Annotated in this window: 11 protein-coding genes; 2 read left to right on the top strand and 9 right to left on the bottom strand. The window is 59.5% G+C overall.

Features of this window, described 5'->3' with window-relative positions:
* Positions 1-67: 67 nt before the first annotated feature.
* The 8 genes from J4E00_RS01290 to J4E00_RS01325 form a co-directional block, all read right to left on the bottom strand.
* A complete protein-coding gene (locus tag J4E00_RS01290; RefSeq protein ID WP_208173199.1) occupies positions 68-1525 on the bottom strand; it encodes a glycoside hydrolase family 30 protein in 1458 nt (485 codons plus the stop codon).
* Between the two features lie 101 nt (positions 1526-1626).
* The gene (locus tag J4E00_RS01295) at positions 1627-3768 is read right to left on the bottom strand and encodes an RICIN domain-containing protein (protein WP_208173200.1); all 2142 of its coding nucleotides are present in this window, start codon (positions 3766-3768) and stop codon (positions 1627-1629) included.
* 41 nt (positions 3769-3809) lie between these two features.
* On the bottom strand, positions 3810-5270 hold the full coding sequence (locus J4E00_RS01300) for a carboxylesterase/lipase family protein (protein ID WP_208173201.1): 1461 nt from the start codon (positions 5268-5270) through the stop codon (positions 3810-3812).
* Positions 5271-5350: 80 nt separating this feature from the next.
* Positions 5351-6814 carry a glycoside hydrolase family 30 protein gene (locus J4E00_RS01305; protein WP_208173202.1) on the bottom strand — a complete coding sequence of 488 codons (1464 nt, stop codon included), beginning with the start codon at positions 6812-6814 and terminating at the stop codon, positions 5351-5353.
* An 87-nt stretch (positions 6815-6901) separates the two neighbouring features.
* Positions 6902-8329, bottom strand: coding sequence for a glycoside hydrolase family 30 protein (locus J4E00_RS01310; protein WP_208173203.1), 1428 nt, complete (start codon positions 8327-8329; stop codon positions 6902-6904).
* 164 nt (positions 8330-8493) lie between these two features.
* Positions 8494-9981 carry a RagB/SusD family nutrient uptake outer membrane protein gene (locus J4E00_RS01315; RefSeq protein WP_208173204.1) on the bottom strand — a complete coding sequence of 496 codons (1488 nt, stop codon included), beginning with the start codon at positions 9979-9981 and terminating at the stop codon, positions 8494-8496.
* 24 nt (positions 9982-10005) lie between these two features.
* On the bottom strand, positions 10006-13182 hold the full coding sequence (locus J4E00_RS01320; protein ID WP_208173205.1) for a SusC/RagA family TonB-linked outer membrane protein: 3177 nt from the start codon (positions 13180-13182) through the stop codon (positions 10006-10008).
* Positions 13183-13588: 406 nt separating this feature from the next.
* Complete coding sequence (locus J4E00_RS01325) at positions 13589-16444, bottom strand: substrate-binding domain-containing protein (RefSeq protein WP_208173206.1); 2856 nt, start codon at positions 16442-16444, stop codon at positions 13589-13591.
* Between the two features lie 572 nt (positions 16445-17016).
* Between J4E00_RS01325 and J4E00_RS01330 the strand changes: the two genes are divergently transcribed.
* A complete protein-coding gene (locus J4E00_RS01330; RefSeq protein ID WP_208173207.1) occupies positions 17017-18525 on the top strand; it encodes a DEAD/DEAH box helicase in 1509 nt (502 codons plus the stop codon).
* 181 nt (positions 18526-18706) lie between these two features.
* On the top strand, positions 18707-19189 hold the full coding sequence (locus J4E00_RS01335) for a hypothetical protein (RefSeq protein ID WP_208173208.1): 483 nt from the start codon (positions 18707-18709) through the stop codon (positions 19187-19189).
* Positions 19190-19322: 133 nt separating this feature from the next.
* Here the strand turns inward: J4E00_RS01335 and J4E00_RS01340 are convergent, their stop codons facing one another.
* Positions 19323-19508: a hypothetical protein gene (locus J4E00_RS01340; RefSeq protein ID WP_208173209.1), complete on the bottom strand. Its 186-nt coding sequence runs from the start codon at positions 19506-19508 to the stop codon at positions 19323-19325.
* Positions 19509-20403: the final 895 nt, after the last annotated feature.

Consider the following 20403-nt stretch of genomic DNA (forward strand, 5'->3'; position numbering starts at 1 on the left):
CGAACGTCGCGCGAAACCTCACCCCCGGCCCCTCTCCCGCAGAGAGGGGCCGGGGGTGAGGTAAGGGCTAGTCAATTACATAAGTGGCAATGGAATGCGGCGCGCTGGTGGTTACGGCGGCCTGACCTTTTATCCAGAGTTGGAACTCCTGGGGCTTGTCGCCGCTGTTCATCACCACCACAGCCACTTTGCCGTCGGGGTTGCGGAAGGCGGTGGCTTGCAGCCAGTCGCGGGTGCTGGTGCTGGCAATGCGCTTGGCGCCGGGCCGGATGAACTTCGAGAAGTGACCGATGTAGTAGTAAGCGTTGGTGTAAATAAGCTGGTTGGTGCGCGTGTCGGCGATGACCGGGGCGAAGCAGAAGTTACCCACGTGGTTGGGGCCGCCGGTTTCGTCGAGCAGGATGTTCCAATCGGTCCAACCCACGGTGCCGGCGTTGAAGTCGTTAATCATAGAGTGGCCGTAGCGCTCGCCCAGCTTCCAGTCGTTCACTTGGTCGAACTTAAATTTCTCCACGCAGCCCTCGGTGAAAAGCAGGTTGGTGTTGGGGTAGGTTTCGTGGGTGCGGCGCACGTTGTCGAACAGCATGGGGCTGCCGGTCCAGGTTTCGTACCAGTGGTAGCCGATGCCCCACACGTACTTAGCGGCTTCGGGGTCGTCGAGCACGGTGCTGGCGCGCTGGTACACCAAGTCGCGGTTGTGGTCCCAGGCAATTAGCTTTTTGCTGCCCAGGCCGTTTTTAGCCAGCGTGGGGCCGAGGAAGTTTTTGATATAATCACGCTCTTCCTCCGCCGTGTACAGGCACGACTCCCACTTCTGGGTGGCCATGGTTTCGTTTTGTACCGAGAGTCCCCAAATGGGCATGCCCATCTGCTCGTAGGTCTTGATGAACTTCACGTAGTGGTCGGCCCAGGCCTGGTTGTACTTGGGCAGGAGCCGGCCGCCATGCTCCCGGTCGTTGTTGTCCTTCATCCAAGCCGGCGGGCTCCAGGGGGCCACTAGCAGCGGGAGTTTACCGCCCGCCATCGCCGTGGCTTGCTTGATGAGCGGAATGCGAAACTGCTCGTCGTGCTTCACGCTGAAGGTTTTCAGGCTGGCGTCGTTGGGGGCCACGTAGTCGTAGCTGCCGCTCGAAAAGTCGGTGCTCGCAATGCTGGTGCGGGCCAGCGTGTAGCCAATGCCACCCGTGGCGCTATAATAGGCTTTCAGAAATTCCTGCTGCTGGGCTTTGGGCAGCTTGGCGAAAACTTCGGCCGAGGCATCCGTCACCGCCCCGCCGATGCCGAGCATGGTCTGGAAGGTTTTGCTGGGGTCGACGAACACGCACACCTGCGTCTCAAGCGGCTGCTTGGCGGGCTGAAACGTTAGGGCCGTACCAGCCGCTAGGCGCTGGTCAGTACCCTGGGCGGTAGTGTATACCTGGGCTTTTTTGCCCGCCGCCGAGTAGGTGACAGGAACGGGTGCAGGGGCTGGGGCATTCAAGCCCAACGCAGATAAAGCCAGAAAAGGAAGAAGGATATTAGACATAAAAAAGGGTAAGGTGGAAGTAGCGCAAGCTTTTAGTTCGCGTGCCGGAACGCCACCCAAATGGCGCGGGGCACGCGAACTAAAAGTTCGCGCTACATCAGTTATTGCTTGCTTATTTTGAATTCATTGTGAAAGTCCGCCCCGTCTAGGCGCACGAGGTACAGCCCATTTTTCAGGTCCGAAACATCGAGGGTATTGTCGGTGCCAACGGCCTCGTACATCCGGCTCATTACCTGCCGGCCCGCAGCATCAAGCACCGTGAGGGTGTGCGCGGCTGGCCCGGCGGGCAGTTGGTACGTCAGGGTGGTTTCGACCGGGTTGGGGTAGAATGCTACCGCATTTTTGGTGCCGCTGGTGGTGGCCAGGGCCGTGCGGGCCGCGCCCTGGTCCGAGAAGTACCAGCGCTGGTTGTTGCTGCCGCCGTAGGTCCATTGCTGGATGGCAGCGCCGTCGGCGGTGGAGTTGTTCTGTACGTCGAGGGCCTTGCCGCTGTATTTGCTGATAATGCGGTAGGTGCCGTCGCCGTTGTTAAGAATCTGCCAGTACTGGCTGTCCTGGCTCAGCCAGTCCCACTGGTGAATGAGGGCACCATCGGCGGTGGAGGGGCCGGCCACGTCCAGCGACTTGTTGCTGTTCAGGTTCACGATGCGCACGTAACCGTTGCCCACGTCGAAAAGCTTCCACTTCTGGTTGGCAGCGCTCACCCAGCCCCACTGCTGCACCTTGCCGCCGTTGGCCTGCGAACTGGCCGAGACTTCCATGGCCTTGCCCCCGTTCTTGGAGCTGATTTCGTAGGTACGGCCCAGGGCCGGGCCACTGTAGCCGGTGCCGCTGCCGGTGGTGCCGTTGTAGTTGCCGCCACCGGGGTAGTTCACGATGCCGTTCTGGTTGGGCGCGATGGCCCCCACCGTGCTATTAGGCACGCAGTTGGCGAACTGAATGTTGGTCAGTACTTGGTTCAGCCCGCCGGTACCGTCCACGATGAATGGCGAGTTGATGCGCAGCAGGGCCGCGTTGTTGCTGTTTTCGAAGCGCTTGTAGGTCCAGTGGCACCAGCCGATGCCCACCGAGTTGAGGGCCGTAGCCGCATCGTGCATCCAGGAATCGGTGTTTTCGCCGGTTTCGCCCACCCAAATCGGCACGTCGTTGTCGATGCGGAACTGCTTCATGGTCCCGATGAAGCGCAGGCTGTTGGGCCCGCCGCCGGTCGAGTTCACGCCATTGTCCAGGATGTAGCCGGTGCCGCTGTAGCGGTGCGAGTTGTACACCAAGTTGGCCGTGTTGGTAAAGGTGCGCTTCTCCATGTAGTTGTAGTCGTTGCCGAAGCCGTTGCCTTCGAGCAGCAGCAAATGGTTGTCGCCCTGCGCCCGCACCGTGTTGATGAGGCGCTGCAGCAAATCGTGAATCTGTTGGTTGGTGGGCGCGGGCGCGTTGTCCTTCTGGTTGGGCTCGTTGATGAGGTCGTACATAGCCACGCGGGCGTCGTTCTTGTAGCGCTGCGCGATGGTAGCCCACAGCCGCTCGGTGATGTTCTGGTACACCGGCCGCGTCCATAGGTCGTAGCCCTGAATGGCGTCGGCAATGTTGGCGTCGTTGCCCTGGGCGCCGGGGGCGGCGTGCAGGTCCAGAATCACGTATATGTTGTTGGCCGCGCACCAGTTCAGCACGTTGTCAATCATGCGGTACGCCTCCATATTGGCCGGGTCCACGAACAGCTGGTTGCCGTTGTACCAGTTGGTGAGCGAGCCCACGTAGGAGGTGTAGGATGTGGTGCCGCGCAGAACGGCGTTGCGTACGGCGCGTTGGCTGGGCGTCAGAAACAGGTCGTAGTGCAGCGGCAGGCGCACGCAGTTGAAGCCCTTGCTGGCGATGTAGTCGATATCGGACTTGGTAATGAAGTTGTTGCGGTAGTTTTGGTAGAAGGTTTCCACCGCCGCGTCGCTCATCCCGAAGTTGTAGAGCGTTTGCTTCACCGTGCCTTGCGTCTGCTTGCCGTTGATGCCCTGCCAGCCCGGCTTGATGATGTAGCCCTCCTGCACGGCCCAGCCGCCCAGGTTCACGCCGTTCAGCAGTACTTCTTGGTTGCTCGCATTCAGGATTTTGGGCCCGGTGGCGTGCAGAAAGCTTTGGGCCGAAGCCGCAGTCGAAATTCCAACGAAAGCCAGCAGGAAAGCCAGCAGGCGCGTCAGGCGTCGGGCTCCGCGAGCGGAGGCCGGTAATGGGGTAACAGTACGGGTACGCATGGTGTGGGAATTGGGGTTAAGTGGAAGAGAAAGAGCATGTATCAGAGGCGAAAGGCCTGGTTGGGGAAGGCCGCGTCTTCGTAAGGATTGTTCAGTAGCCGTGCCCGACTCACCGAGTCAAACACCAGGGCCTGGGGCCGTTTGGCATCGTAGGTGGGCCAGTCCGCGCCGGGCGTGCCGGTGGTGATGAAGCGTACCCAGCGCTGGTGCATCTGGGCCGAGAGCTCACGAGCCGTAGGCGCCACCGCCTTGGTTCCCAGCGTATTCCAGACGAACCCCAGTTCCTGGGCGTGCACTGGTCCCGCGCCGCCGGGCGTTTGGTAGTCGAAGCGGTAGAGCCAGACGGCGTGGCCGGCGCGAGCCAGCGTGCTGGCTAGCCGATAGGAAGCCAGGCGGTAGAGGTAGTCGGTGGTGGTGCGCAGCCAAGCCTGGTCGGTGGGCTGAGTGCGCCGGGCCTGCTCGTAGGCGCGCCACACCTGCTCGCCGTTGGCGCCAAATAGGTCCGTGAGCACCGGTTGGTTGGGCGTGCGCAGCGTTGGCCAGAAGCCCATGAACAGGCCGGCCTCGTCGCGGTTAGTGCCCACGAGGGCCCGCACTTTGGGCCGCCCCGCGTGTGCCAGATGCGGTAGCGGCGCCTCGGGAATGGTCAGGCCATCGAGCACCGGCCCAAATAATTGCAAGCCACTTGGGCCCGCCGCCAGCTTCTGCTGTGCCTTAATGATGTCGGAAGTAGGCAGCTTCAGTAGCTGGCCGGCTTGGTCGGGGCGCAGGCCCAGGGCTGCCAGTAGCCGGTTCGTGACGGTCGCGGCCGTGGCAGTGTCGCGGACCGCCTGGGTTCCGCCGCTTTCCAGAATCACCTGCTGGTACAAGCCATCTGCCGCGGGCGTCACTAGCACGGCACTCACCAGCTTAGCCCCTGCCGACTCGCCCATGACCGTCACGCGAGCCGGGTCGCCGCCAAAAGCCGCGATGTTGGCCCGCACCCAGCGCAGGGCCGCTACCACGTCGAGCACGCCCGCGTTGCCGGCCTGCCGGTAGGCGGGGCCCAGCCGCTGGCCCAGTTGCAAAAAGCCGAAGCTGCCCAGCCGGTAGTTAATGCTCACGGCCACGATGCTGTCGCGCCGTGCGAAGTTTTGGCCCGGAAAGTCGTCGCCCGAGCCGCCGGTGAAGCTGCCGCCGTGCACCCACACCACCACGGCTTTGGGCCGGGCGGCCCGCAGCGAAGGCGTCCACACATTCAGGGTGAGGCAGTTTTCGTCGCCCTGCGGCCCGGCGTTACCGCCCTGCGGCGCACGCGGGCCAAAAGCCACGGCGGGCCGCACCTCAGCCCACGGCAGTAGCGGCCGCGGCGGTAGGAACCGCCCCGCTCCTATCGGTGCCGCCGCATACGCTACGCCTTTGAACACCAACACGCCCGTGGTATCGCGGGTGCCTTGCAGACGCCCAGTTTGCGTCTGGCAGATGGGGCCGGGTGTGGTCTGGGCGGCTAGGGGGATGGCCATAGCACTCGCCAATCCGCCTGCCAGCAGCCAAGGCCGCCAGCTGGAAAAAGAGGATTGTGGCCTAGCCAAATTGCCCCTTACTACCATACGTAGGTAGCTACCGAGCCGCCGTAGAGCGAGGTGTTGACGAATTTGCCTTTGTATTGAATATTAAAGCTTTGTAGCGTGGCGCCGGTGTTCAGCACCACGAGTACGCGCTTACCACTAGGTGTTTTGTAAGCTACATTGGACAAGTTGGCAGGCTGGTTGGTGGCTACGCGAACGGAGCCAGGGCGCACGAATTTGCTGCTGTGGGCAATGGTGTAGTAAGCTACGTTGCGCGTTACATTGTCGCCCGCAATGGTGACGGCGCCCAAGCACTGGGTGCAGCCGTTGGGCGTGTGCGGGCCGAAACTGGGGTCGCTAGCCAGGTTCCATTCCAGCACGTTGCGGCTCCAGTTGCGGGGCGCTCCGATTTCGAGGGTATTGATGTGGTAGCTCAAATCGCCGGCGAAGGAGGTAGTGCCGGGAGCCTGAACCCACTGCTCAGTGAAGTACACGCTCTTGGTTGGAAATTGGTCGTGCACCCCGCCCAGCGCATTGATGGACCCGCCGTAGAGGTGGAAGGCCGAGCCGTCGACGTAGGGGCTGGCGCCCGGGTCGCTGAGCACGGTGGTTACGAAGTTGAGCCCCGCCGCATCAGGGTTATGGTCGTAGGCAATGATTTTTGTGGTTAGGCTGGCCGCCCGAAAGGCCGGACCCACGTCGTTCTTAATGAAGGCGGCCTGCTCGGCCCCACTCATCAGCATACTGGGGTTGTTGCCGCCATACAAGGGCTCGTTTTGTAATGTTACGGCGTCGATACGGATGCCCTCGGCGGCCATTTGCTGCACGTATTTCACGAAGTAGCGAGCGTAAGCGTCATAGTACTGCGGCAGCAAGCTGCCCCCGATAGGGCTGTTATTGGACTTCATCCACGAGGGCGCCGTCCAGGGCGAGCCAAGGATTTTGATGTTGGGGTTCACCGCCAGAATTTCCTTCAGCACCGGGATGAAATACGCCCGGTCCGGCGCCAGGCTGAAGTTGGCCAGCGTGGGGTCGGGCGTGCCGGAGTCATCGTAGGTGTACACCTGGCTGCTTAGGTCCGAAGCCCCAATGCTGACGCGCAGGTAGCTCACCCCGATGTAAGTGCTGTCCGTAGCAAACAGCTCCCGAATCAGTGCCGACCGGCTGCTGGCCGACATCTGGCTCATCACGTAGGCACTGCCGCCCGTGAGGGTGTAGCCGAAGCCGTCCATTGTCTGGTAGGTCTGGGTAGTATCGACGGCAATAGTCGGGTCGGTGTTCGTGTTGGCCGCGAATACAAGGCTCACCTTTGGCCGGAAGAATAGCGCCGTCTTGTCGGGTGTGGTCAGCCACACGGCCACCTGCGAGGGCGTGGTGGGCGTAACCGGACCTGTAGGCGGATTATTGGGCGCGGTGGGTTCGGCGTCTTTCTTACAACCGCTAAGCAAGAGGGCTATAAATAGGGTAGCTAAGTAAGGAAAGCGGGTGGGAGTGGCCATAAGGCTGGAGAAGAGAAGGAGAGGAAATGTTCTATGCGAACGTCATGCAGCGCGTAGCGAAGCATGACGGTTTATTAGACTAGTCGCCTACCACACATAGGTTGCCACAGCGCCGGCTGGCAACGTGGTTTGGGCAGTGCGGCCCTGATAGCGCAGGCCAAAGGTTTGGGGTGTGGTTTGGTCGTTTTGCACCACGAGCACGTGGCTGCCGGTGGGTGTGCGGTAGGCCACGTTAGGCAGCACACTGGTACTGGTAGAGGCTACGCGGACGGAGCCGGGGCGCACGAACTTACTGCTATGGGCAATGGTGTAGTAGGCTACGTTGCGCGTCACGGCATCGGCGGCCAGGGTGATGGCGCCAAGGCATTCGGTGCAGCCGCCGGGCGTATGAGGGTTTTGCTGCGGGTCGGCGGCCAGGTTCCATTCCAGCACGTTGCGGGCCCAGTTACGGGGCGCCCCGATTTCAAGCTGCTTCACATGCCAGCCCAGGTTGCCGGCAAAAGCTGTCTTGGAACCCACCCACTGCTCGGTGAAGTAGAGGCTCTTTTTCGGGAAAGCGTCGTGTACTTTACTCAGGGCCTCAATGGGCCCGGCGTAGAGGTGGAAAGCCGAGCCGTCCACGTAGGGGTTAGCGGTGGCATCACCGAGTACTGTGAGCGGGTACTCCGGCTTGTCGGCGTTGTGGTCGTAGCAAATGATTTTGGTGTCGAGCTTGGCGGCTTTGAAGGCCGGGCCGAGGTGCTTACCGATGAACTCGGCCTGCTGCTCAGCCAGCATCAGCAGGCTGGGGTTGTTGCCGGGGTGCAGGGGCTCATTCTGCACCGTGATGGCGTCGATGCGAATACCAGCCGACTTCATGCCCTGAATGTACTTCACGAAATACTGGGCGTAGGCCGAGTAAAACTCGGGCTTGAGCGAGCCGCCTTTGCTGGCGTCGTTGGTCTTCATCCAGGTGGGCGGGCTCCAGGGAGAGCCCAGCAGCTTAATGTTGGGGTTGATGGCCAGGATTTCCTTCATTACCGGAATGAGGTGCTTCTCGTCAAGGGCCAGGCTAAATTTGGCCAGCGTAGGGTCGGTTTGGCCAGCGGGCAGGTCGTCATAACTAAAAACCTGGGCATCAAGGTCAGAAGCCCCAATGCTCAGGCGTAAATAGCTAACTCCGATGCCTTGTCCTTCGGTGCCAAAAAGCTCCTGTAGCAGGGCCGTGCGCTTGGCTGGGCTCATGGCGTGCAACAACTCGGCACTTCCACCGGTAAGGCAGTACCCGAATCCATCCATGGTCTGGAAACGCTGGCTGTCGTCTACTTCAATGACCGGCCCGGTTGCTGCCGTGGCGCCGAAAGCCACCGGGGCCGTCTGCTGTTGCAGCAACTGGGTCTGGTCGGGCGTGGTCACCCAGGCGGTTACATTGGTAGCGGCTTGGGATTTGCCCTTGCGCGGCTGGGCGTGGCCCGGCAGCAGCGTGAGTGAGAGCAGGGCAGCGGCGCCCCAGCGAGATATCGAAACGGTAGTCATGCGAAATTCTGGAATAATGCAACTGCCAGCACGGTTATGCCGGGCTAGCAGTTGCATGGGATTCAGCTAGATAAATGAATGCCTAATAGCATGTCGCTCCGGAGCAGGAAGCGGGACAGATTGTTCCCACCACTATCCGCCTCCGCCCCGAAACGACAGCTAGGCTAGTACCCCGGGTTCTGCTGAATCTGGGGGTTGGTATTGATTTCGGCCTGCGGAATGGGGAACGTGAGGAAGTTCACGTCACGGGCACCACCGGCACGGCGACGCGAAATGATGTCGAGGGCCGTGATGGTGTGCGTGGCCGATGCATCGGCCGAGGTGTGGCGAGCGTAGCGCACTAGGTCCCACCACCGTTCGCCTTCAAAGGCCAGTTCGAGGCGGCGCTGCCGGTCGATTTCGTCGCGCAACGATTGCTTGGTAGCGGCCTGGGGCGAGCCCAAAGTGAGGGCCGACAGCCCGGCGCGGGTACGCACCCGGTTCAGCTTGTCCAAAGCATCCTGGGTCGGGCCGCTTTGCTCGTTCACAGCCTCGGCGTAGGCCAGATACACTTCGGCCATGCGCAGCACGTAACTGTTGTCGGTAGAGTTGAAGTTGCCCCCAATGCTGGTCCATTTGAACACGAACGGGCCGCGGTCATTGGCATTAGCGCCCGACACCCGGTTCTTGGTGGCGTCGAGGTAGCTCACGTGGTCGCGGCCTACAAAAGCGCCGTTGCTGGTTATGTTGCCATTGTAGGCCCAGCGACGGTCATTCACCGTATCGGCAAAAGCAATTAGCTCGGCGCTGGGAATGTTAAACTTCGAAAACGAGTACGTAGCGAAGGGCAGTGGCAGCATTAGGTCAGGCAGAATGCTGCCACCATCGGCCGTGCCGGCATACTGAATCTCGAAGAGCGACTCTGCGCTCTTGTTCTCAGCTGGGAACAAGGACTTGAAGGGCGTAGCCAATGGCACATTGCGGGCAATCACGGTTTGGGCAGCGGCTTGAGCGGCGGCCCAGTTGCGGCGGGTAAGCTGCACGCGTGCTAGCAAGGCGCTGGCAGCGTTGCGGCCAGCCCGGTTGGGGTTGGAAGCGGGCATCTGCACAGCGGCGCGCTGCAAGTCGCTCACTACCTGATTATACACATCATCGGCCGAAGCTCGGGGCATATTAGTCTCGTTGGGCTGGCTGCTTTCAGTCGGCAGCAGGCGGAGGGGTACACCGCCATAGGCCCGCACCAAGTTGAAATAGCACAGCCCCCGGATGAAGCGGGCCTCGCCCAGAATCTGGCTGCGGCGGGTGGTGTCCATCGTCACATTGGGCACGTACTTGAGCACAATATTGGCGCGGTTCACGCCGATGTACATCTGACGAAATATGTTGTTGACCTGGCTCGTGTTGGGCGTCCAGGCAATGTTCTGAATTGCGTTTACGTCGCCGTTGATACTGGTCACGTTATCGGTGGACATCTCACCGGCCACGTACAGGTCCTGGCCGTAGCCACCGGTGCCTTGCAAGGCATCGTAGACGGCCGTGATGCTCGATTCGGCGTCGTCGGCTGAAGTAAAGAAGTTATTGGGCGTGATGCTGGTAAGCGGTTCTTTCTTTAGGAAATCACAGCCAGCCAGCAGCGTCAGGGCGCAAATCGGGAGGATAAAGTGCTTTTTCATGGGAATTCTAGCAATAAAATCGACTTAGAAAGTGGCGTTCAGGCCCACCGTGTAGGTGCGCGCTTGTGGGTACACGCCAAAGTCGCGGCCGAAGCCAGTGGTGGAGAAGGGGTCGGCGCTCACTTCCGGGTCGTAGCCCGAGTACTTGGTCCAGGTTACCAGGTTCTGGGCCGTGCCGTAGATGCGCAGGTTCTTGAGAGCGGCGTGCTTCACTAGGCTTGTGGGCAGGTTGTAGGCCAGCGTCAGGTTCTTGAGGCGCACATAGGAACCGTCCTCAATAAAGCGGGTCGACACGCGGTTGTTGCCCGCGGGGTCGCCAAACACAGGACGAGGAATGTCGGTGTTGGTGTTGGTGGGTGTCCAGTGATTGAGCACGGCCGTGCTCTGGTTGAGAGCCGTGGTTTGGCCTTCGGTAATGGTGCGGTTGGCGTTGTAGATATCGTTGCCGAAGCTACCTTGGAAGAACACGCTCAACTCGATGCCTTTGAAGCTGAAGTTGTTGGTGACGCCAGCAATGAATTTCGGGTTAGGATTGCCAATAATAGTCCGGTCGGCATCATTGATAACTTTATCCCCGTTCACGTCCACGAAGCGGATGTCGCCTGCCTTAGGAGCAGTGCTGTTCTGCTTGGGCAGCGCGGCTCCCTCGGCATCCGACTGCACAATGCCTTGCACTTGGTGGCCGTAGAACACGCCCAGCGGCTGTCCTACTTGCTGAATGCTGTAGCCGCCGATGAAGCTTCGGGCCACCTGCTCACCCTTGTCATTGGGCGCACTGCCCAGGTCGATGACTTTGTTGCGGTTGGCGGTGACGTTGAAGTTCGTGCTCCAGCCGAAGCCGCCGTTCTGGCCATCCACATTGTTGGTTACCAGGCCCAACTCAATGCCACGGTTCTGAATAGTACCCACGTTCTGAATCACGCCCAAGTTGCCTGCGCCCGTGCTCTGGGGCAGTGTCACGCTGAGGAGCAGGTCGGTGGTGCGCTTATTGTACGCATCCACGGTAAAGGTCAGACGGTTACTGAACATGCTCAGGTCAATGCCGGCGTTGTACTGCGCGGTGGTCTCCCAGCGCACGTCGTTGCCGATATCAGTCTGAGTGATGCCGCCCAAAATGGACCCACTGCCTTGGTAGTTGCTGCCCACTCCATAGCGTGAAAAGCGCTGGTAGGTATAAATCTCCTGGTTGCCGTTGGCCCCGTAGCTGCCACGCAGCTTCAGGTCCGAAACCACACCGCCTTGTGGGAAGAAGCTTTCCTTCGACACGCGCCAACCCAGCGACACGGCCGGGAAGTAACCAAAGCGGTTGGCCCCGCTGAAGCGGCTGCTAGCATCGGCCCGGAAGCTCACCGTGGCCAAGTACCGCTCGTCGTAGTTATAAATGGCGCGGCCGAAGAAGCTCAACAGCGACCATTGGTCGGCATAGCTGCCAGGAATGCCCGAGGCCGTGGAACCACCATTGAGGTAAGGCACGGCATTGGACGAAAAGCCCCGCGTGCCGGCGCCCGAGGTGAACCGGTCCGAAGCCTGCATTGACTGCCCGCCGAGCAGTGTCAGGTTATGCTTGTCGTTGAAGGTTTTATTATACGTCAGTGTGTTTTCCAGCAGCCAAATAACCTGCTGGTTAGCTGCCGTATTGGCCGAGCCGCGGACTTCTGCCGGCGACGAAGAGGTACCTGGGTAGTTGCGGCTGTAGAAGGTGTTTTCCGACTGCGTGCGGAAGTCCAAGCCCAACGAGGTCTTCAGAGTCAGGTTTTTGAGGATGTCGAACTCGCCATACACGTTGCCCAGCGCCTGGTACACAATAGCCTGGTTGCTGGTTTCGAGCAAGTTCCCCACTGGGTTGTCGCTCTGCGTAAATGAGTTAGTGCCATACGTATTGTCGGCATTGCGCACCGGTACCGTCGGAATCTGGGTCAGGGCGCCCAGTACGGTACCTGAGTTGCCCAAGGCCGCTTCCGAGCGCACGGTGCCATTGGTATGGCTGCGGCTCAGGTTGAGCGTAGTACCCAGCCGGAAACGGTCCGTCACGCGTTGGTCAAGGTTAATCTTGAAGTTGTAGCGGTCGAACCCGGACTGGATGTTAATGCCAGCTTGATTGAAATAGCCTCCTGCGATGTAGTAACGCGTCTTGTCGGTACCACCGCTCACGCTCAATTGGTAGCTCTGAAGGTCAGCGGGCCGAAAAACGGCATCCTGCCAGTCGGTATCGTATGGCGGCAGGTTGTTGAGGTCGGGAAAACCGGGCGCCCGACCGGCGTTGGCTAGCAGTTCGTTGTATTCCTGAACAAATTGGCGGGCATTCAGCACATCCAGTTTCTTGCGCAGGTACTGGCGGCCGTAGTACACGTTCAGGCCCACCTGGGCTTGGCCGACCTTGCCTTTCTTGGTTGTAATAACCACCACGCCGTTAGCCGCCCGCACGCCATAAATCGCAGCGGCAGCCCCGTCTTTCAGCACATCAATGCTCTCAATATCATTGGGGTTAATGGAATTAAGCGGGTTCAGACGCTGGCTGTTGCTAGTGAGTTCCTGGTCATATGAGGGCAGCACTGGAATGCCGTCAATCACGTACAGAGGCGAAGCATTCAAGCTGAGCGTAGCATTGCCCCGAATCCGCACGTTGATGCCTGCGCCGGGCGCGCCGCTGGGGGCCGTCACCTGCACGCCGGGCGTCTGGCCCTGTAAGGCTTGGTCGAAGCCCGCTACAGGCTGGCGAGCCAGCGCAGTTCCGTTTACGGATGATACAGCCGTTGTCAGTTCCTGCCGGCTTTGGGTACCATAACCTACCACTACGACTTCTTTCAGGGCCTCGGCATCATCTTTCATCTGGATATCGAACGTCGTGGTAGTACCCACCGGCACTTCCTGTCGCACGAACCCTATTGAACTGAAGGATAGAATACTGCCTTCAGGTACTGTGAGCGTAAAACTACCGCTCGCATCGGTGGCCGTGCCAATGGTGGTGCCTTTCACGAGCACCGTCACCCCGGGCAGACCCTCGCCGGCCGCATTCGTCACGCGACCTTGAACGGGAATATCACGCCGGGCGCTGGTATTGGTGGTTAGCCGCAAGCCCGCTGCCGTGTGCACAGCCGGTGCAGCTCCGAAGCCGGTAAGGAGCGTGCCGCTCAACGCAGAGGTGAGCAACACCTTCTTGAGAGGCCCCGGCCCTGGTGAGAATGGTAAGGGAGTTGACATAAATTAGTGAGTTGGGTGGGAAATGAACTATAAAATCGGCGAGCCCTGCCAACGGATGGGGCGTTTTCCGGACACGGTGCAAGCCGTAATCCGGAGCTTAGCAGTCCCAATCGTTTGCTTTGATTAGAGCCATCAAAAGACCTATTTCCCAATTGCTAGTCGGTTGGTAGGTTCTTCAAGCCCGCTTAGTTGATGCAAACGATTGGGGGTTAAAAAGCGCAGTTATGTCGCAGATTTTTACAAAGGTCCCGGGCTAGTAGCGGGCACACTATATCATTTATTACAAGCCTTGTTCAGCGCGGAATATTTTGTTTAATCATCTAATAATCATAATGTTGCTAAAAGCATAAAAGTGACATCCACTTAACGCAGATGTCACTTTTAGAACACGATTCAAGAAAATATTTCAGTGTGCCGACGACGCGTGCAGAGCCCGAAACTTTGATGGGGTGAGCTGGTAGCGGGTGCGGAAGCTGGCCGTGAAGTAGGACGGCGAAGAGAAGCCCAATTCGTAGGCAATTTCGGCAATCGTGAGGGTATCGTCGAGCAGCAACTCGCGGGCCTTGGTCAGCCGGATGCCCTGAATGAAGTCCGTGACGCCGGTGTTCAGCACGGCCTTCACTTTGCGGTAGAGCTGCATGCGCGACACCCCCAGGCTACGGGCCACGTCCTCCACGCTCAGGTCGGTTTTGGTGATGTTGGCTTCCACGATGGCCGTGAGGTCGAGCAGGAACTTCTGGTCGGTCTGGGTGGTGACACCTGTGGTATCCACGCTCAGCTCGCGGCGGAAATGCTCGCGTTGCCGGGCGCGGTTGCTGAGTAGCGTGCGCACACTTTCAAGCAGGAAAGTCGGATTGAAGGGCTTGGTCAGGTACAGGTCGGCGCCGGCCTGCACCCCTTCAAGCTGCTGCTCGGGAGCGCCGCGGGCCGTGAGCAGCACCACCGGGATGTGAGAGGTGCGCCAGTCGGCCCGCAATTGGGCCACCACCTCCAAGCCACTCAGGCCCGGCATCATCACGTCGCACACTATTAAGTCGGGCACCAGTTCGGTGGCTAGCGTAAAGCCTGAGTGTCCGTCGGTGGCGCCCTGCACGCGATAAGCCGCCCCCAGCTTGCGCACCAGAAAGTCATTCACTTCTTGGTTGTCCTCAATCACGAGTACCAGCGTTTCGCTGGCGGCTTCGGCCAGGGTCACCTCGGCTACTACCGGCTCCACGGCCAGCGGCTCGGGCTCATCCAGTGAGAAAACCACGGGCCGGGTAAGCTCGTCGGCGCGCAGAGCTTCGGGCAGCTCGCGGGGCAGCAACACGCTGAACGTGCTGCCTTTGCCAGGCTGGCTGCTGAACGATAACTGGCCTTGATGCAAGCGCACGAGGCCCTGTGCCAGCGCCAGGCCCATACCCGACCCCTTGGCCACCGCACCTTGGTCGCCTTGGTAAAACCATTCGAAAATGTGCCCCCGGTCCTGCTCGCTGATGCCCAAGCCGGTATCGGTCACGCTCACTTGCAGCGCCCGGCCCTGGTCGGCGGCTTGTAGGCTGACGGTAATCTGGCCGTGGTCCGGGGTGAATTTCAAAGCGTTGGACAGCAAGTTGAAGAACACTTTGTCCAGAATATTGCCGTCAAACCAAGCTATCAGTACTGGCTCGGCGGCTAGAAAGCGCAGGCGCACATCGCGCAGCTGCGCAGGCTTCTCGAAGGCATCTACAATTTCGCGCACAAACGTCACGAGGTTGCCCTCGGTAGCGTGCACGGCCATTTTGCCCACCTCAATCTTCCGAAAATCCAGCAGCTGATTCACCAGTTGTAGTAGACGCTGGGTGTTGCGCCGCACTAAGCCCAGGTCCTGCCGCTGGGCACTGCTGAAGGTAGCACTGTTGCTCAGCAGTTCTTCCACCGGCCCCAAAATGAGCGTGAGCGGTGTGCGTAGCTCATGCGAGAAATTGGTGAAGAAACGCAGCTTGGCCTCGGTATCGGTACGGGCGCGCTCGGCCATCAACTCCAGTTGGTTGCGTTGCGAGCGAATTTCCTCATTCTGGGCCGTCAGCTGGCGGTTGATTTTGTCGTTTTCCTCGTTTTGCTGGCTGAGCTGGCGGTTGATTTTATCGTTTTCTGCATTTTGCAAAGCCAACTGCAGGTTAATCAACCGGTTTTTACGGGCCGAGTGCCAGGCTAGCGCGCCCAATGCCAGGGCTACCAGCAACGACGCCAATGACACGTACAGCGCCACCTGCTGGCTAGCGTAGGTGGCCCGCAGGTGCTGCAGCAAGCCCTGCTGCTGCTCAATGTCCTGCTGCTGGCTCACCATCTTATCGGTTTGCTGCCGCATAGTCAGCACGTTGGTCGAATCAATGACCATTGTGCCCAGGATATTTTCTCGTTTAAATGGCTGTTTACCCAAAATTTTCAAGGCGGTGCGAATGGCATCTTCGCCGCCAGGCGAATACAGAATCGAGGCCTGCAGCCTATGCTGTTGCACCAACTCAATCCCTTCGCCTTCGCTGGCCAAGCCGTCCACCCCAATAATTTTTATCTGCCGGTCGCGGCCCAGTTCCTTACATATAAGATAGGCTCCACGCGCCATGCCGTCGTTGTGAGCAAAAATCAGCGTCACTTCCGGGTGAGCCTTCAGCGCTGCTGTCAGCTCTGACTTGGGGACGTTTTCGGTCCAGTTGCCGGTTACTTGGCTTACGACTTGCAGCCCTGGGTAGTCGCGCAGGGCCTGGGCAAAGCCCTCGTGGCGCCCCGAGGTAGCCGACGAGCCGGGCGTACCCAGCAGCTCCACCAGATGGCCGTGGCCGTGCAGCAGGCGCGCTGCGTAGCGGGCCGCCGTTTGGCCTACCTCCACGTTATCGGCCCCTACAAAGGCGGTATAGGCCTGCGAGGCGGTGCGCCGGTCCAGTAGCAGCACCGGGATGCCGCGCCGGTAGGCCTCCTCCACAGCCGGCGTCACGGGCTCTGCCTCGTAGGGCGAAACAATCAGCAAATCAATGCTGCTCGCAATCAGTTCGTGGATTTGCCGCTTCTGCAATTCACTGTTATCGTGCGAATTCAACATCTTCAGCTGCACATCCGGATGGAAGCTAAGCTCGCGCTCCATGCCGGCCAGCATGGCTTTGCGCCAGGGCCCGTTGGTGCTGCACTGGGCAAACCCAATGCGGTAGTGCGGATGGCTAGCCGGCTGGGCACACCCCGCTATCAGCAGACAAACGAGTACCCACGCCGCTAGCCGCTTCGACCAACTAACTAATAACTTATTCAACTACTCGCAGAATACCGGTGAAAAGAACTTATCGGCCCGAACAGCGCTTGTTGCCAGATAAACGGCTACTAAGGTCCTGCATGGGCTGGATGCCACGGAGGAAAACGGGAATGCTGGTGATATGTCCGTAAAATTAACAAAATAACCGCGCCATACTTCGGACCGCTGTTTGTTCATTAATCCGGCCGACTTACACTAAAATACCGCTGCCCCTTACGCACCAAGCCTCATCTCTAAAGCGCCAACGCGGGAGGCACCCGCATATGTTGTACCTTTGCAAAACCCAGGGCCGCCGTCGGAGCAGCCCGCTGCCCGGCTGCTTCGGGCAAAGCCCCGCGCCTCGGCTGTCTCCGCGAAGTAAGCGCACCTCACTCCAATTCCTCTTTATTCAGGGAATCTGCTGGCCTCCGACGAGCCATCAAACCCCACCCACGCCCGACCTTGTCCAGCGTGGCCATGCCCGCCTATGCTACGGCGCAGGCTGAACCACCCATTATGTGGACGGCTGTCCACTACCACTTTACTGTGACGCCAGGCATGTACTGCCCGGCTCCAGCTACTTATTAGTCAGCATGACATTTGACGATTTAAACCTGATTGACCCCATCCTCAAAGCCCTGAAAGAGGAAGGCTATACCAACCCCACTCCTATCCAGGAGCAAGCCATTCCGCACGTGCTGGAAGGCAAAGACCTCCTCGGTGTGGCCCAAACCGGCACCGGCAAAACAGCTGCTTTCACCGTGCCCATTCTGCAAGTGCTGCACCGCACGGCCCAGGTGGCCAACCACGCGCCCCGTGCCATTCGCTGCCTCGTGCTCACGCCTACCCGCGAGCTGGCCATTCAAATCAACGAAAGCTTCGGCGCTTACGGCCGCCACCTGAGCCAGATTCGCCACACCGTTATTTTCGGTGGTGTGGGCCAACACCCGCAGGTGCAGGCCCTCAAGCGCGGCGTGGAGGTGCTCATTGCCACCCCCGGCCGCCTGCTTGACCTCATGAACCAGGGCTTCGTAGACCTGCGCCAGGTGGAGGTATTCGTGCTTGATGAAGCTGACCGCATGCTCGACATGGGCTTCATCCACGATATCAAGCGCATCTTGCCCAAACTGCCCACCAAGCGCCAGACCCTGTTTTTCTCGGCCACCATGCCCGGCCAGATTCAGGAGCTTGCCGCCACCATCCTGCGCCCCAACCCCGTGCGCGTGGCCGTAACGCCCGTCAGCAGCACTGCCGATACGGTGACGCAATCGGTTTACCTTGTAGAGAACAACGATAAGCCCGCCCTGCTCCGCCACATTCTGCAAGACAAAGGCATCAAGCGCGTACTCGTGTTCACCCGCACCAAGCACGGCGCCGACAAAGTAGTGAAAGCGTTGGCCGCCAACGCCATTCCTGCTGAAGCCATCCACGGCAACAAAAGCCAGAACCACCGCCAGCGTGCTTTGTCTAACTTCAAAGCCGGCAGCACCCGCGTGCTGGTCGCCACTGACATTGCCGCCCGCGGCATCGACGTGGATGAGCTGACCCACGTTATCAACTACGAAATCCCGAACGAGCCCGAGACCTACGTGCACCGCATCGGTCGCACCGGCCGGGCCGGCGCGTTCGGTACCGCCTTTTCTTTCGTGGAAGACGAGGAGCGCGCCTACCTTCAGGACATTCAGAAGCTCATCAGCCGCCAGATTGACGTGGACACGCACCCCTTCGAGTCGGGCCGCATCAAGCCCGTGATGCTGCACGGCAACGAGCGCATCATCCGCCCCAAGGGCCCGGCGGGTCGTCCGGCACGCTCTGGTCCCCGCGAGGGTGGCAACGGTGGTGGCGGTGCACGCTCGGGCGGTGGCCAGGGCGGCGGTCGTTCAGGCGGCCGTAGCAGCGAGCGTCCCAGCGGCAACGGCGGTGGCCGCCCCAGCGGCGAGCGCAGCCGCCCGGCCGCACCAGCCAGCAATGGCCAGTCGGATACCGCGCGCCGTTTCGGCAGCGGCGGGGCCCGCGTGAACGTAGGCGGCAACCGCGAAGGTGGCGACCTGGGTGGCCGTCGCCGCGGCGATGCCGGCGGCTCGCGCCGTGGTTCGTTCTAGACAGCTAGGCTACGGGCTTCAACGACCGTTATACTCCGGCTTGGCTCAACATGGCGGTCTATTCTAAATAAGAAAGGAGTACTTTCACCAAAGCAAAACGACCCGGAAAACTTTTTCCGGGTCGTTTTGCTTTTTACGCCTGATAGCCTGCTTTCTCCGCGACTTATTCTGCTTCTTACTCATGGCACAGCCCACGCTTCCCGTTATCCAGGCCCTGCGCGACACGGCCCAGCGCCTCGCCACCCAAGCACCCTATCAGTGGGGCCACATGGGCAGTTGCAACTGCGGCCACCTCGCTCAAACCATCACCAGCCTCACCAAAGCCGAAATCCACGCCCGCGCCATGCAGCGCTACGGCGACTGGGAACGCCAGATTATCGACTACTGCCCCACCAGCGGCCTGCCCATCGACCAGACCATCGACGAGATGCTGGCCCTCGGCTTTAGCCGCCGCGACCTCACCCACCTCGAACGCATCTCCGACCCCGCCATCCGGGCTGCCATTCCTTTCGAGCGACGCGATGCTCTACGCCATAACCAGCGCGACGACGTAGTGCTCTACCTCTACACCTGGGCCGACCTACTGGAGCGCGACCTGCTGGCCGGCATCAGCCTACCCAGCTTCGAGAACGCACCAGTGCCCACGCTTGTGGCGGTTGAGTAGCCCGCCTCCTGGGTTTGACTCGTCAGTTCCTCAAGAACAATCATAACATAAAAAGCCCCCGTCAAAAATCTGGCGGGGGCTTTTTGCTTCTATACAAACCGTAGCTACCGAAGGGCAACCGAACGGGTAATGACTAGTTGCGGGTAACGTTGGAGCGCTGGGCTTCGCGGTAGCCTTCGGCGCGGTGGGCGCGCTTGTAGGCTGCGTCAGCGGAGGGGTTCTGTTCAGCCTCAGCGGCGTCGGGGGCCTGGGCGCAAGAGGCCGTCAGGAGCATTGCCGCAGCGGCGGCCAACCAAAGATTCGTGCGGGTCAGTTTCATGCCACGAAGGTAGCCCCCGGCCGCCAAACGAACAACCACAACCAGTGACTTGTGCCTCTCCGGTTTTCCATTCCATAGGCTTGTGTCAGGCTCAGATGCACGCATACTTTTAAGCAGAGTATTCGGCGTCCGTCATCGTTTTGCAGCGTTTACATTTGACAACACAGTTTTAGAAAGTGGTTACCTCCGTTCATCAGAATCGCAAAACATATGCTGCGATAATGGCTACTGTTGGCAACTTCTATTCATCAGCTGAAGCAATGCAAGCTCGTCTTCTTGTCCAAGATGTCAGGGTTCATACCACTGTTTTTTTTAGCATCCATGGCAAAAGAAGCCAGCATAAATTAGGACTCGCCACTTGGCGGAATTTGGTTAAATACATTAGCATTTTACACTGTTATAGCCCAGCTTCTTCGGCATTTACAAGCTCATTCCTTTGGGATACCAGTTTGCATCAGCAGGCATTACAACCGCTCCAATGGCTCGCATTCAGAACTAATCTCTTACTTTTATTAGCAGCAAAATTCAACTTGATTATCAGCAATTTATATTAAAAAAATTAGGTTTATTGCTTTTATGAAAACGTCTCTACATAAGTTAGCACGGATGAGATGGATATAGAGCATCCCGTTCCTGCTTGGTGCTACTGACAAACCAATGACGCTAGTTTGTGTACCCAGCGTCTGGACAGCATGACAAATTGTATTAATTCATGTCATCACTATACTACGGGCTAATCAGACCGACATTCTGCCATACCCAGTTACCACTTGGCAACGCCAGGAGCTGAGCAATCACAGAGTCAGATTGAGGGCCTTATTGTCGCTCAGCATTGGCCTTACCAAATACGCTGTAAAGCCCTTGAGCAATGCAGAGTCAGTTGGGTCGTAAAGCA

Origin of the sequence: Hymenobacter negativus (genome assembly GCF_017571495.1) — a bacterium.
Classification (GTDB): domain Bacteria; phylum Bacteroidota; class Bacteroidia; order Cytophagales; family Hymenobacteraceae; genus Hymenobacter; species Hymenobacter negativus.

Coding starts and splice junctions, on each gene's coding strand:
- J4E00_RS01295 (WP_208173200.1), bottom strand. CDS start 3,768: ATGCGTACCCGTACTGTTACCCCATTACCGGCCTCCGCTCGCGGAGCC.
- J4E00_RS01310 (WP_208173203.1), bottom strand. CDS start 8,329: ATGACTACCGTTTCGATATCTCGCTGGGGCGCCGCTGCCCTGCTCTCA.
- J4E00_RS01335 (WP_208173208.1), top strand. CDS start 18,707: ATGGCACAGCCCACGCTTCCCGTTATCCAGGCCCTGCGCGACACGGCC.
- J4E00_RS01300 (WP_208173201.1), bottom strand. CDS start 5,270: ATGGCCATCCCCCTAGCCGCCCAGACCACACCCGGCCCCATCTGCCAG.
- J4E00_RS01320 (WP_208173205.1), bottom strand. CDS start 13,182: ATGTCAACTCCCTTACCATTCTCACCAGGGCCGGGGCCTCTCAAGAAG.
- J4E00_RS01315 (WP_208173204.1), bottom strand. CDS start 9,981: ATGAAAAAGCACTTTATCCTCCCGATTTGCGCCCTGACGCTGCTGGCT.
- J4E00_RS01305 (WP_208173202.1), bottom strand. CDS start 6,814: ATGGCCACTCCCACCCGCTTTCCTTACTTAGCTACCCTATTTATAGCC.
- J4E00_RS01290 (WP_208173199.1), bottom strand. CDS start 1,525: ATGTCTAATATCCTTCTTCCTTTTCTGGCTTTATCTGCGTTGGGCTTG.
- J4E00_RS01330 (WP_208173207.1), top strand. CDS start 17,017: ATGACATTTGACGATTTAAACCTGATTGACCCCATCCTCAAAGCCCTG.
- J4E00_RS01340 (WP_208173209.1), bottom strand. CDS start 19,508: ATGAAACTGACCCGCACGAATCTTTGGTTGGCCGCCGCTGCGGCAATG.